The organism is Chitinophaga pollutisoli, from assembly GCF_038396755.1.
Lineage (GTDB): Bacteria > Bacteroidota > Bacteroidia > Chitinophagales > Chitinophagaceae > Chitinophaga > Chitinophaga pollutisoli.
The window spans coordinates 1,143,461-1,157,914 of record NZ_CP149822.1 but is presented as its reverse complement, the minus strand read 5'-3'; the positions used below and the strand labels follow the sequence as shown (position 1 = coordinate 1,157,914).

Genomic DNA, 14,454 nt, shown 5'->3' with positions numbered 1-14,454 from the left:
GATGAAGCATCGCATCCTCATATGTTTACTGATCGCGGCCGGTTTGCTGGGCGGCTGCAAGAAGTTCCTGGAAACGGAACCGGAAGATTTCGTGACGCCGGATAATTATTACAACACGGAAGCTGATCTGCGCCGGGCGCTGAACGGGGTGTACAACCGGCTGATCGACAATTTCGGGCGGATGTATTCCCGGGGGCTGTTCAGCTATTTGTCTATCAGCGATGAATCTTTTTACAAGAATATCACCATCAATAATATCAAGGTGATGGAATTTGACGCGGGGCAGCTGGATGTGGGCCGTTTCTGGGAAACGTGCTACCAGGGCATCGACCGGGCGAATTTGTTGCTGGAGAATGTGAACAAGCCGAAAATGGATGAAACCCGCCGCAACATGATCCGCGGGGAGGCGTTGTTCCTCCGGGCGTATTATTTCTTTTTGCTGGTGGATAATTTCGGCGGCGTTCCGCTGAAACTGGTGTCTACCAAATCCCCGACCGATAATTTCCTGCCGCGTTCCACCGTGAAGGATGTATATACGCAGATCGTGAAGGATATGAAAGAGGCGGAAGGGCTGGTAAGCGATATCAGTAACTATGCGTACAACGAAACTGTGACCAAAACCGCCGTGCAGGCGATCCTCGCGCGGGTGTACCTCACCATGGCCGGCGAGCCGCTGAAGGAAACCGCCCGGTACAAGGATGCGCTGGATTACGCGGATTCCGTGATCGCCTCGGGCCGCCATTCCCTCAATCCCGACTACAAACAGATTTTCATCAATCATTCGCAGGATAAATACGATCTGCAGGAATGCCTATGGGAAGTCGGCATGTTCGGCAACCAGCTGGGCAGTTCGCAGCTGGCCGGCGCCGTGGGGATCGAAAACGGGCTGGAGTGCCCGGATGACAAAATCGGTTATAGCGGCGGGGGGATCCATCCGACTGCGCGGATGTTCGAAATGTACGATTCCGGCGACATCCGCCGCGACTGGGCCATCGCACCCTATAAATACGTGATATCGAACGGCATAACGTCCAAATCCAATTACACCGATGTGCAGATCTATGACCGCACGATCGGCAAGTGGCGCCGCGAGTACGAAACGGCCACGCCCAAGAACAGGACCTACAATTCCACTAACTTCCCCGTGATCCGCTATGCGGATGTGCTGCTGATGAAAGCCGAAGCGGAGAATGAAGTGAACGGCCCGAACGCTGCGGCCTACAGCGCATTGAATCAGGTGCGCAGAAGGGGATACGGCAAACCGGTGAATACGCCGGATGCGGCTGTGGATGCCCCGGCCGGAATGAATGATCTTGCTTTCCGGGAATTCCTGCAAAACGAGCGCGCCCGCGAGCTGGCGTTCGAAGGCATGCGCAAGCACGATCTCATGCGCTGGGGTTTGTATCTCGAAAAGATGCGCACACTCGCCGCAGAAATCACCAGTACGGCGCCGTCGGCATTCCGCTATGCCGCCAACGCCGCCAAAAACGTGACCGAAAGAAACCTGGTGTTCCCCATTCCGAATACGGAAACCACGGTCAACCATCTCATCATTCAAAACCCGAACTGGTAAACCATGCGCAAGCTTTTATATACACTCGCCGCCGCCATAGCGCTGGCAGCCTGTCAAAAAGACAATGTCGAAACGCCGGACTTCGAAGTATCGACCGCATCCCTGACCTACAAGGCGGGCGACTCGGTTCTCTTCTCCTTCAAAGGCAATCCGGACAACATCACGTTCTATTCCGGAGAACCGGGACATAATTTCGAGTTCCGGAAAAGGACGCGCGCGGCCAACGACCTGCAGGTGGAGTTTTCCACGCTGGTCAGGAGTGGCGTGATTTATCCCAACCTGCAATTGATGGTCTCCAACAACTTCAACGGCAAAGCAACGGTGGGTGACGTACAGGCCGCCACCTGGACCGATATTTCCGATCGCGCGGTATTTTCCAGCGGTGCGGATAATACGCCTTCCGGCGTGATCAGCCTGAAAGAATTTACGCCGCAGCAGTCGGATTCCGCCAGGGTATACGTAGCTTTCCGGTATACGGATACGAAGAAGCCGCAGGGACAGAACCTTTGGGCTGTACGTACCTTTAGCGCCAAAAATGTGTCGGACGATGGCGTGATATCGCCCCTGGCCGTGATGAGCACCGGCGGGTGGCAGCAGGTGGATTTCCTGAATCCCGTGCGCGTCTGGACCATTACCTCTGCCCAATTGCTCATGCAAAACAGCAGCGCAACGGTGGATGATAATGAAGATTGGGTGATTTCCAAAGGCTTTAATCCCTGGCAGATCGCGCCGGATGTGGGTACGGCGTTGAAAAACATCAGCACCCGTCTCGACGGCCATCGTTACGTATACACGAAGCCCGGCACTTATAAAGTGGTGTTCGAGGCTTCGGCGGTGCGTTACAACGGCGAAAAGCGCCTGACGCGTGAAATCAATTTAACCATTACACCTTAAGCAGGATCATGAACGTAGCGATCGATACATCGGTAATAGTAGTTTTTTCGGTTTTCATCATGCTGGTGGGCTTTTCGTTCTCCCGGACGGGCCGCAACCTGAAGTCGTTTTTCGCGGCGGGGGAAGCGGTGCCCTGGTTCATCGGCGGCCTTTCGCTCTTTATGAGCTTTTTCTCCGCCGGTACTTTCGTGGCCTGGGGCTCCATCGCTTACAAGTACGGCTGGGTGGCCGTTACCATCCAGTGGACCATGTGCATCGGCGGGCTTGTTACCGGCCTCTACCTCGCACCCAAATGGAAAGCCACCGGCAACCTGACCGCCGCGGAATTCATCCGGGAGCGGTTGGGCGTGGGCGTGCAGCAATCGTACATCTACATTTTCATGGCGGTGTCGCTGCTGATCAAAGGATCGGTGTTGTATTCGGTAGCGCGGCTGGTCAGCTCTTCGCTGGGTTTCCCGCTCATGCCGAGCACGGTGGTGCTGGGTTTGCTGATGATCGCCTATACCGCCGTGGGCGGGCTTTGGGCCGTGATGGTGACCGATATCCTGCAATTCGTTATCCTGACGGCCGCTGTATTGATCATTATTCCCCTGGCGTTTGACGCAGCGGGGGGCGTGGACAAGTTTTTGCATTTCTCGCCCGAAGGTTTTTTCGACGTGGTGAACGGTGAATATACCTGGGGTTTCATCTTCGCTTTTGCGTTATACCATATTTTCTACATTGGCGGCAACTGGACGTTCGTGCAGCGCTATACCAGCGTGGACACGCCGCGTTCCGCCTCTAAAGTGGCGTATCTCTTCGCGGCGCTGTATATCATCAGTCCCGTTTTATGGATGCTGCCGCCCATGTTGTATAAGCTGATCGATCCCTCGCTGCAGGGCGCCGACACGGAAAATGCGTACCTGATGGTCTGCAAGCACGTGCTGCCTGCCGGTTTGATGGGACTGATCCTGACCGGGATGTATTTTTCCACTTCCGCTTCCGCCAATACGGCGCTGAACGTGGTGTCGGCCGTTTTCACGAACGATATCTACAAAGGCCGTATCAATCCCGCCGCTACGGATAACAAATTGATGTTCGTGGCGCGGTTGTCGTCGTGGTTTTTTGGGCTGGGGATGATCGCCGTGGCGCTGATTGTTCCTTACATCGGCGGTATCGTTGAGTTTACGCTGAGCATCGCAGCCATTACCGGCGGGCCTTTGCTGGCGCCGCCGATCTGGGCGTTGTTCTCGCGCCGGCTTACGGGGAAGGCCACCATGTACATCACCGGGCTGAGCCTCGCGGCCAACCTGTTGTTCAAAATCATCCTGCCTTTCACTTCCGGCATCCGGCTGAACCGGGCGGATGAAATGCTGATGGGCGTGGGCTTGCCGTTCCTCATGCTGCTGGTGTTCGAGTTGTACGCCCGCTGGAAGGGCGGCCTCAGTGAAGAATACCTGCATTTGCAGCAGGTGAGGGCGCAGCGAAAAGTGGAAACAAAAACAACGGACCCCGAAGAAGCCGCCGCTATCCGGCAGCAGAATATTTTCGGGTTGAAGGTGATTTCCTTTTCGCTGGCGTTCATCGCTGTTTTACTGTTTATCCTTTGCTTTTTTGCGGCGGGAAGCGCTACGCTGGTCGCCGTGATCGCCACGATTATCCTTTTACTCGCGCTGATTCCGCTCAGGGCGTCAAGAAAGAATTCCGCGTCATGAAAATAATATCTCCGATCATATGGGCATTGTGCGGGCTGACGGCCGGAAGCGCCGCCGCACAGGAGCGCGTGTCGCTGGAAAGCAGCGCCCTCCGGCTGGGATGGAGCCAGTCTCCCCAGGGCTATGCATTGAACCAACTATCTGTCAAACGCAACGGCAGCTGGACGGACCTGCCGCATGCCGGCGGGGAATACACGCTGCTGTACTCAGCTGCACCGCCTTCGAAAGAACCGCAGCCGGTATACAATGCCGCCGGTGATAAGATCAATTTCCCGGAAAGTATTTACCGGTATGTCATCCCATTGTGGAAAGAGCTGACGGGCCCCGTGCAGCTGAATACCGCCGGTGAAGCGCTGCATTTCTTTCCCTCCGGTGTAAAGTCGGAGGGGAAGGGACAGGCATTTGCCTCGGAGAGCGACCGCGCTTCCATGCGCGCCCTCTGGCAAACGGACCCCGCTTTTCCGTCGGATGTAACCGTTACCATACAACTGACCGCCAAAACCGACGGATACTTCTCTATCGCTACGCCCACGCTGGCCACCTGGCCGCAAAACGGATTCTCCTGGGCCGGGATCCCCGGGTATTACCAAAGCAACGCCGTGGAGAAGGATTTTATCAAATCGGCCGTTTACATGCAGGGCATTCCCGATAAACCGCTGATCGTCCGCGACAGGGCGGCATCCACGCTTTCGCCTTTCATAGAGGGCAAGAACCGCGTTACACTGGCCGTTACCGCCGCCCCCGGCACCGCCCGCGATCCCTGGGAAGGCAAGGCTAAAACGCAAACCGTATGGCGCCTGGGCCTGTCGCTCATGAACCGCAAAGGCGAACTGACGCCCACGCTGTACCACCCGGTACTCGGGCAGGAGGGGTCGTTCCTCCAACGCGGGCAAACCGCCACTTTCTCCTTCCGCTATACCCTGCAGGACGCCGGCTGGTACCAGGTGTACAAGCATGCCGTCAACGATATTTACCGCTTTCCTGACTTCCTGGCGATGAAAAGCACCAAACGCTCGCTCACGGATCGTATCCTGGCGATGCACCGCTACGTGACCAACGATTCCACTTCGCTTTGGCGCACCGAAGATTTCAATAGCATGAAGATCGGCGCGCAGGCTTATCTCGGCGGCGTACACGGCTCGGAAAAAGACGCGATGAAAAATTCCGATTACGGCGCGATGTGGATGCTCGCCGGCATCATGAACGATCCCGTACTAAAGGAGACGCGCCTTCCTTATGCCCGCAATTTCAAACTGCAACAACAAACCGTTGCGCCCGGGTTCTTCCACGGCGCCGCGGCCGGACAATACTACCTCTCCAAAAGCAAACGCTTCACCGAAGAGTGGGGACCGTACGTGGAGCCTATCGGCACTACCTATTACGTGTTGATGGATGCGGGCAACATCCTGCTGTTCAACCCCGGTGACGCCGCCATGAAAAAAGAAGTGGCCGACGCGGCGGAGCGCCTCCTCAGCTGGATGGACGATCAGGGCCGCTGGCAGGTGGCGTATGATCAGGCCACGCAGGCGCCGATGTTTCGCGAAGTTGAAGATCTCCGGCCTACTTTTTACGGCATGCTCATCGCCTACAAAATATTGAACCAATCCCGATACCTGGAAGCCGCACGGAAGGGCGCGGACTGGTTCGTGCGCCACGCCGTGGATTCCGGAAGGTTCCTGGGTGTTTGCGGCGATACGCGTTTCGCGCCTGACTTTGCCACCGCCCAAAGCGCGCAGGCTTTGCTGGAATTGTATGAAGTAACGAAAGAAAAGAAATACCGTGACGCGGCGGTCAAAACCGCGAAAATGTACACGACTTCCATCTTTACACATCCCATCCCCGACGGAAAAACAAAATGGGTAAATGGCATGGAACGGAAAGATTGGGAGATCAGTCAGGCTGGTTTGAGCTTCGAGCATGGCGGTACTTTCGGCAGCGCCAATTACCGCGGGCCGATCCTGCTGGCGAGCCATGCCGGGATGTTCGTGCGGATGTTCTCCCTCACCAAAGATTCGTTGTTCCTCCATATGGCACGGGCCGCCGCGCTGGGGCGCGACGCTTTCGTGGACGATGCCACCGGCGTTGCGTCGTATTACTGGGATGTGATGAACAAAGGCGCCGGCCCTTACCCGCACCACGCCTGGTGGCAGATCGGGTGGATCACGGATTACCTGCTGGCGGAAGCGGAAATGCGCTCGGGCGGAAAAGTCGTTTTCCCGAGAGGGTTCATCACGCCGAAAGTGGGTCCGCATCAATCCTACGGCCACGCGCCGGGAAAGGTGAACGGAAAACCCGCCAACCTGCTGTTGCGCCAGGGACTGTTGCAATGCGACAATCCCTGCCTCGATTATTACTGCGCGATGGGCACGGATGGGAAAAAACTCTTCCTCATCCTGCTCAATAACGACGATCAGCCAATGGATGCCACTGTGAATATTGATTTCAGCAAGCTGACGGTAAAGCCCGCAGGGGCGAAGGACCGCTATCCGGTGCAGATCGCGCCGTATGGGATACAGGTTGTAGAAATCAGTTTGCGGAAATAACAGATGATTGCAGAGATGATGGAACGGCTTCCGGCCGGGGCCATCGGTATGCCCTGACAGGCCATCTTTTACCAAATTTTTATTGCACGCCATGAAGTGGTTTCTGATAAGTATGATCTTATGCGTAGGCGTTTTTGCACCGGCGAAAGCGCAGCGCAGTTATTTCCTCGAAGCGGAAGATTTCCGCATCCGGGGCGGTTGGATCGTGGAAAAGCCCCCCGGCGCCGGCGCCTCCAATCATCATGTGTTGCGCGTCATATCCGGACAGGTGAAAGCCGCCGATGCGCTGACCGTCGTAAAAATCGCGGAAGCCGGTTCGTACACCGTCTGGGCCCGCACGATCGACTATCCGCACGACCGGCCCGGCACGCGGCTGTTCCAGGTGATGCTGAACGACGCGCCGCTGGAAAACGAATGCGGCCGCCACGGCAAGGAAGGCTATCACTGGGAAAAGGCCGGCACCATACAATTGGAAGCCGGGGAAAACGTGGTGCAGCTGCGCGACAGCCGCGGCAATTTCGCCCGGGTGGATGCGGTTTTCCTCACTTCGGAAAATATCCGGCCCGAAGGCGCAACAGCATCCCGCTACAAAACCCCGCACGAAACGATAACGCCCACGCCCGCCGCGCAGCCGGAACTGCCGGCAGTGCAGGTTCCCGACAATGCTCCGGTAGCTGTTGCCCTGGAAAACGAATTCCTGAAACTGGAATGGCGGAAAGGCGAACATTATGCAGCACGCACCGCCGTAAAGCGCAACGGAAGCTGGGAATACCTGCCCGGTTCGCACGAAGAGCACCGCGTGATGCTCCTCAGCGCCGATAATCCCCAGATCACCTTCGGCGGCTTCTTTCCGGGATGGAACGGTTCCAGAGGCTACAGCACCTTTGCCTGCAAAGGCAAAACGTACCGGATCATGGAGCCCGCCAACCTGATGAACCCTTTCCTGTCCGGCACGTTGACGGCCTTTCATGCCACCTCCGTTACGCCCAAAGGAAAAGGAAAACTGCAGGTGCGCTACCAGTCGGCCGACGGACAGGTGATCACCGGAGAATGGACCCTCTTGCCCGGGCACCGCCACATCCGCCTCGATCTGCAATTCACGGCAACGAAACGGGCATATTACAGCCTGGTGGTCACCGCTTTCCAGGGAGCGGGGCAGGGCCAGGTGTCCAATATCCTGCTGCCGCCCATGTTCCAATACCAGCGCATCCCGGAGCAGCCGCTGATGCTGCCCAGCGCCATGATGCCGCAACCGGTGGCCATCACCGAACGGAAAGACAACCACGTTGCGCTGTTCATCTCCGGCACGCCCGACGGCTTCCCGCTCGATTGGGCGCAGGCGGGTACTTCCGTAATGGGTTTTGGCATGCAGAACGAAAAGAACGATTTGCAACCGGTCGTGTTTTCGCCCGTTCCGGGATTGAAAAACGCGCAACTGAACGAAGATGGCGTGCTTCGCCGATCATTCAGCATCGGCGCGGCGCCGGAAGGCTGGAATAAGGCGCTGGAGTATGTTTCAGACAGTATTTACGGCGTGCGCGATTACCGGCATCAGTCATTGTCGTTAACGGAAACCATGTTTAATATCATCGATCTCATGAAGAACGATGCCGCCGCGGGATGGGCGCCGCAACTGAAGGGATTCTACGATATCGAAGGGGATCCCAAAGCCGCGCCCACCGTGGTGCAATCGGCGCCCCTGGCAGTAATCGCCGCCGCGGTGCTGGGGCACGACGAGGAACTTTTTATCAGCCGGGCGTTACCGGCGATCGAATACACCCTCAGCCGCAGCGGTTTCCGTTGGGCGCAAAGAGGTATGAGCAAGAAAGCCGGGACCCTCAGTCCGTTTGGTTCCCAATTCACGACCGCGTACTTCGAAGGATTACACCGGCTGTTGGGCAACACCAATCCCTGGTTGCGGAAAGTCGCGTTGCCGGATAACCAATTGCGTGATGCAAACGGGTATTCGGTGATTGTCCCGAAATTTTCCCAGGCGCTGGCGGCATACCGGATGACCGGGCAGCGCAGCTGGTTGGATTCCGCGGTGAAACATGCGGATGCATTTTTGCGGGAGGAAGTCTACGGCACGAAACGCACCCCGCTTACCAAGCAGCCATTCTACAATACTTCGTTCTACGCCAATTGGTGGGACCTGTCCGACCTCTATGATGTAACGGGTGATACAACTTATCTCGACGCCGCCGAAGCCGCGGCTTTCCATACCATCGCGGGCGTGCGGAGCTATCCTGCCGTAAAAGATACCCTGCAAACCATCCACCCCGGAAATACTTACGAAGGCAACACGACCATGTGGTGGAAGGGAGGTGAGAAGTACCGGTTGGGATTCCCGCGTAAACCGGAAGATGTAACGGAGAAGCAGGTGCCCCGGGCGCTGGTGTCGCCGGTGGGCCTCGGCTTCGAGCAGCCGTATACGTTTTTTGATCCGGGTAAACTGGTGCGGCATGTCTATATGAGCAATTGGGCGCCGCACCTGCTCCGGCTCTACCAGCAGCGCCCGCGCAAGATTTACGAAACATATGCCCGCAACGCCGTGATCGGGCGTTTCACCAACTATCCGGGATATTATGCCACCGGTTTCCAGGACATCACGCTGCAACCGGATTTTCCTTATAAAGGCCCGGATGTCAGTTCCATCTACTATCACCATATTCCCCCGCATCTCGCCTTCACGACCGATTACCTGGTAACTGAAATGCAGCAGCGTAGCGGCGGGAAAGTGGAGTTTCCCTATGTGAAGCAGGATGGGTTCGTGTGGTTCAATAACCGGGTTTACGGTGCGGGAAAAGGGAAAGTAATGGGGGATGATGGGGTGCGGCTATGGATGAAACGTGGCCTCGTAACCATCGATCACCCGGAAGTGAATTACGTGACGGCCATTTCCGATAAGCGATTCTGGATCCTGCTCAACAGCGAATCCGATACTCCGGTTACCTGCCAGATTGTATTGGGTGCGGAAGCGCCCGTGGCTGCCGACGCCCGTGGTGTGATGCATGCTGATAAGGAAGAAAACCTGGGGCTGGAAGGGCGCACGGTTACCGTGACCATCGCGCCGAAACATTTCGCGGCGCTGGGTTTTCCGGTGGCGGGAAAGAAGGCCCTCCGCCCGAAAGTTTCCCCGCTGAAGGCAGGCATGCAGTCAACCGATTTTGGCCCCGGTATCGGGAAATGCTACGGCTTCCGCATCCGCACACCTTTTGGATGGGATGCCATTTACGGTTACCTGGAATCTACGCTCCCGGAAGGCGCGCGGGTAGTGGTGTCGATGAACCACCGCGAAGCAACGTTGACGGCTTATCCCTTTGAATGGTCGTTCCATCCCGTGGACGCCGGGGAAGAAGCCGTGCTAAAAGTTACCGTGACCACCCGGGAGGGCCGCGTATTTGAAAAGAACATGCGCTTATGAGACATAAAAGCACGCTGATAGCCGCCTTGTGGCTGACCGCCGCCGCTCCCTCGCTGGCCCAAAGCAACAACGATCTGATTGCGGCATCGCAGGGTGGCGCATCGCCTTTGTACTTCGATGTGCTGCCCGCCACGCCGCTGGTGAAAGCGGGTGATTTCCCGAACGTAAAGGAATGTATCCCCCGCGGCGGCCTGCCGGTGTTCTTTGCGAAAGCCAAAGCAGGGACGCCTTTGCGGATCGCCTTTATCGGCGGCAGCATTACCCAGGGCAACGCGGGATACCGGCCCCAGGTATTGCAATACATGAAACACATGTTCCCCCGCAATACCGTCACCGCTATCAACGCGGGTGTTTCCGGCACCGGCACCGACCTCGGCGCCTGCCGTGTGCAGGAACAGGTATTGCAATACAAACCGGACCTCGTTTTTGTGGAGTTCGCGGTAAACGGCGCCTACGCCGCCGGGATGGAAGGGATCGTGCGGCAGGTAAAAGCGGCGGGAGCCGAAGTGTGCATGATTTATACGATCACCGGGCAGCAGACGGCCCTGTACGCCTCCGGGCAGGTGCCGCCATCCGTCCAGGGGCTGGAAGCCGTGGCCGCGCATTACGGCGTGCCGTCGGTGCACCTGGGCATGGAAGCCTCCTTCCTGGAGAAAGCCGGAAAGCTCCTTTGGAAAGGCCCTGCCAATGACACTTTGGGTCATATACTCTTCTCGACCGATGGCATCCACCCGCTGCAGGCGGGCGGGAATCTATACGCATCCGCCATCGCCCGGAGCCTGGAAAAAATGCTGAACATCCCCCGCGCATCCGCCACGCAACAACTCCCCGCATCGATATACCCGGATAACTGGGAAACCGGGAGCATGTACGTCCCCCGCGACATCGCGCAATTTAGCGGGCCGTGGGAACAAGTTACCCTGCCGCAGTTCGCCACGTGGTTCCCGGTTGTGGAGAAGACCGCCACACCAGGCGCCTCGTTCCGCTTCCGTTTCCGTGGCACCGGCTTCGGGATATTCGATATCGGCGGCCCCGACGCAGGGCAGATCACCATCGAAGTAAACGGAAAACCCATGCAGGTGCAACCGCCGCCCGTACCCGGCACGCAGGTTTACCGGCTGGCAATGGGAGACGGCCTGCCGGTGAACCGCTTCAACGCCTACTGCAACAACCGCTACCGCGGACAACATCAATTTTTCACGCTGGAGGAAGGAGAATACACCGTCGTCATCCGCCTTTCGTCCCAACGATCGGATAAACGGGAAATACTTGGTCCGCAGCAATGGGAAGATATCACGAAACACCCGGAGAAGTACGCGCAGTCGGTATTGTACCTCGGCCGTATTCTCCTGAAAGGCGTTCCATTACAGCGCGGTGATGGCTGAGGAATAGTTTGGGAATGCTCCCACAAATTGGGAATGTTCCCATCTGAATTTTGCGTTGCAGGGTATAACAGCCCTGCCTGCGCGATGTTACATTTGACAAACAGGAAGTTAAAACACATGATGAAAAACGGAATTCCACGGCTGGCGGCCTGCCTTTTACTGATAAACCTGGCGACGAAGGCGCAGGTACGCGTACCATCGGCTGCGGAAGGCATCCGGGTTACTTCGGCGGGGCGGCAATTTACCTTCGCGCCGGCGTTCCGCGTGCTGTATAACGGCAGCGATCCCGGTATGGCGCTCAAGCCTGCCGGCATCAAACGTGTAGAATACAACGTGCTCACCTGGAAGGTGGCAGACAGCAGCCGCGCCGATTTCAAACAGAAAAAGATTCAAGCCTCCATGGCAGGCGACGGGTTCGACGACCGCATCCTGCGCACCAAATCCGAATGGCGGACAGCGAATATTTTCAACGCCGGTGAAAGTGAGATCCTCCGCGCCAGCGCGATACGCACCAAGCGCGATACCGTTTTCTTTTCTTTCCCCGACACCGCGCTCAGCGCGTATCTCCTTACTTCGGCGAAGCCGTACCCGGTATTACATTTTACATACAAGCCCGCCCGCAACGGTTACTACAGCATCGGCTACGTAGGTGCACCGGCCCTCAGCGCCGCGGATGCGAAAGAAATCTGGCAGCCACTCATCTGGCAGGAACGCCGCATCCCCGATGCCGCTTATCTCACGCCGGCTTTCATGGCGCCACTGCCGACAACGATGGTCAATACGGGCCGGCACACGATCGGTGTCCTCGCGGCGCCGGAGCATCTTCCTTTCCAACCCTTGCCCATGCTGCCCAACAGCCAATTCGGCATTGCATTGCTCAACGATCAGGGCATGCTGCAACCGCAGGTATACGCACCCATTCCCGGCGGCTACGGATCGCAGATGAAGAAAGGGGACAGGTTTGATTTTTCGGTGCAGCTCGTAGCGGAAGCAAAGGACATCACGCATACTTATCAATTCATCGCGGAGAAAGTATTCGGGTTTAAAGATTACCGCCGCAACGATATCGCATCGCTGAATACCGTGCTCGATAATATGACCGCCTACGCCATGACGCAATACGCCTGGTTTGTTGACAGCCTGAAAGGATTTGCCTATTCCACGGACGTTCCGGGCGCGGTGAAAAACGTGTCCAGCCTCAACCCGCTGGAACTGTCCATCGTCCGCGACGATTCCGTGATGTTTGAAAAGCGGGCTTACCCGCTGACGGAATTCATGCTGAGCCGGGAGAAATTCCTCTTCAGCCTCGACAGTCTGCAAAAAATACAAAGTCCGTCGCGGCGCCTGAAAGGGCCGGTGGCGCCATTGTCGGAGCTGGCGGCGTTGTACAATGTGTTCGGAAAATCCAATCCTTTCTATCTCCGCCTGATGGAAAAAGAATACAAAGTGGCCCGCGTCCGCAACCTGGATGTGAAGGAAGACGGCGCCAGCTGGATCAATGCCATGCATCTCTACAAGGCAACGGGCGAAGGGCATTATCTTTCCACCGCCATTTCAAATGCCAACACCTATCTCCGCGATCGCGTGGCGCAGCCACAGGCGGCTTTCGATGATCTTTTCGCCGGGAGTTTCTTCTTCTGGCCGGCATTCACCAACCGCTGGATCGAATTGTCGCAGCTCTACGAGCTCACGGGAGACACCGCCTACCTCAACGCTGCCGTACAAGGCGCCCGCCACTACACGATGTTCACCTGGATGAGCCCCGGTATCCCCGATAGCGCCATCACGGTCAACAAGGGCGGGAAAGCGCCGATGTACTGGTACCTGCGTTCCAAAGGCCATGCGCAGATGTATTATCCCGAAGAAAAGGCGCCCGCCTGGCGCCTGTCCGAAACGGGGCTCACGCCGGAATCGTCGGGCACTTCCACCGGGCACCGCGGCATCTTCATGACCAACTTCGCGCCCTGGATGCTGCGCATCGGTTACTATGCGAAAGACACGTTCCTGATGAACGTCGCGAAAGCCGCCACCATCGGCCGATATCGCAACTTTCCGGGCTATCATATCAATACCGAACGGACGACCGCCTATGAACAGGAAGATTTCCCGCTGCATGCGCACAAAGCTCAAAGCGTCAATTCTTTCCATTACAACCACATCCTGCCCATGGCTTCGATGCTGATCGACTATTTGGTGACGGATGCATTTGTCCGCAGTAAAGGGCAGATCAGCTTCCCGGCGGAATACATCGAGGGATATGCGTACCTGCAGAACAAGATGTACGGCAGCGCGCCGGGCTATTTTTATGATGAGAAAGACGTGCAATTATGGATGCCGGCCCGCCTGTTGACAAGTACCAGCCGCGAATTGAATTACATCGCCGGCCGGAAAGGCAACCGCCTGTTCCTCGCGTTCACCAATCAAAGTAAAGAAACGGTGCGCTCACGGATACGGCTCAATGCCTCGCTGGTGGCCACGGCTGCACGCAGCAAAGTAGTGTCGCTGAACGGAGCCGAAGCCGGCAAAATCAATAACGGTGAATTCGATTGTTCGGTAGCGCCGGGAGGCATCGCGGTGTTTGTGGTGGAGAATGCGGTGCCCGTGGTGAAGTTCCAGGATAAACTGTTGGCCCGCAGCGCCGACGCCGGCAACGATTACGCCATGATAGCAGCCGGCAATGCGAAAGCGATGCTTTTCAGGCTGGGCGCATATGGCCGGAGACTATTCCTTTTCCTGGAAGACGATGACAACCGGTGGCGCAAGGTGCAATTGCATTATACGGATGGTGCGGGGAAAGAAACGCGGTTGAAGGATGATACATATCCATTTGAATTTACGGTTCCGCTGCAGGATGCCGGCGCGGTGCAATGCTGGCTGTCGCTGGAAAAGCGGGATGGAACCATTGTGACCAGTGAAAAAATAACCTTAGGCAAATAAAAAA

Annotated in this window: 7 protein-coding genes; all 7 read left to right on the top strand. The window is 56.9% G+C overall.

Annotated features, from left to right (window positions below):
- Nucleotide 1: 1 nt before the first annotated feature.
- The 7 genes from WJU16_RS04915 to WJU16_RS04885 all read left to right on the top strand — a co-directional run bounded on the left by WJU16_RS04915 (nt 2) and on the right by WJU16_RS04885 (nt 14,450).
- Complete coding sequence (locus WJU16_RS04915) at nt 2–1,573, top strand: RagB/SusD family nutrient uptake outer membrane protein (RefSeq protein ID WP_341837206.1); 1,572 nt, start codon at nt 2–4, stop codon at nt 1,571–1,573.
- A gap of 3 nt (nt 1,574–1,576) precedes the next feature.
- Complete coding sequence (locus WJU16_RS04910) at nt 1,577–2,467, top strand: DUF5017 domain-containing protein (RefSeq protein ID WP_341837205.1); 891 nt, start codon at nt 1,577–1,579, stop codon at nt 2,465–2,467.
- Between the two features lie 8 nt (nt 2,468–2,475).
- Nucleotides 2,476–4,161, top strand: coding sequence for a sodium:solute symporter family protein (locus WJU16_RS04905; RefSeq protein WP_341837204.1), 1,686 nt, complete (start codon nt 2,476–2,478; stop codon nt 4,159–4,161).
- Complete coding sequence (locus WJU16_RS04900; protein ID WP_341837203.1) at nt 4,158–6,704, top strand: glycerophosphoryl diester phosphodiesterase; 2,547 nt, start codon at nt 4,158–4,160, stop codon at nt 6,702–6,704. Before WJU16_RS04905 ends, WJU16_RS04900 begins: the two co-directional genes overlap by 4 nt.
- Before the next feature lie 112 nt (nt 6,705–6,816).
- The gene (locus WJU16_RS04895; RefSeq protein ID WP_341837202.1) at nt 6,817–10,128 is read left to right on the top strand and encodes a hypothetical protein; all 3,312 of its coding nucleotides are present in this window, start codon (nt 6,817–6,819) and stop codon (nt 10,126–10,128) included.
- Nucleotides 10,125–11,513 (top strand): SGNH/GDSL hydrolase family protein, encoded by a 1,389-nt coding sequence (locus WJU16_RS04890; protein WP_341837201.1) that lies wholly within the window; start codon nt 10,125–10,127, stop codon nt 11,511–11,513. Before WJU16_RS04895 ends, WJU16_RS04890 begins: the two co-directional genes overlap by 4 nt.
- 117 nt (nt 11,514–11,630) lie before the next feature.
- A complete protein-coding gene (locus tag WJU16_RS04885) occupies nt 11,631–14,450 on the top strand; it encodes a hypothetical protein (RefSeq protein ID WP_341837200.1) in 2,820 nt (939 codons plus the stop codon).
- The last annotated feature ends 4 nt before the right edge of the window (nt 14,451–14,454 follow it).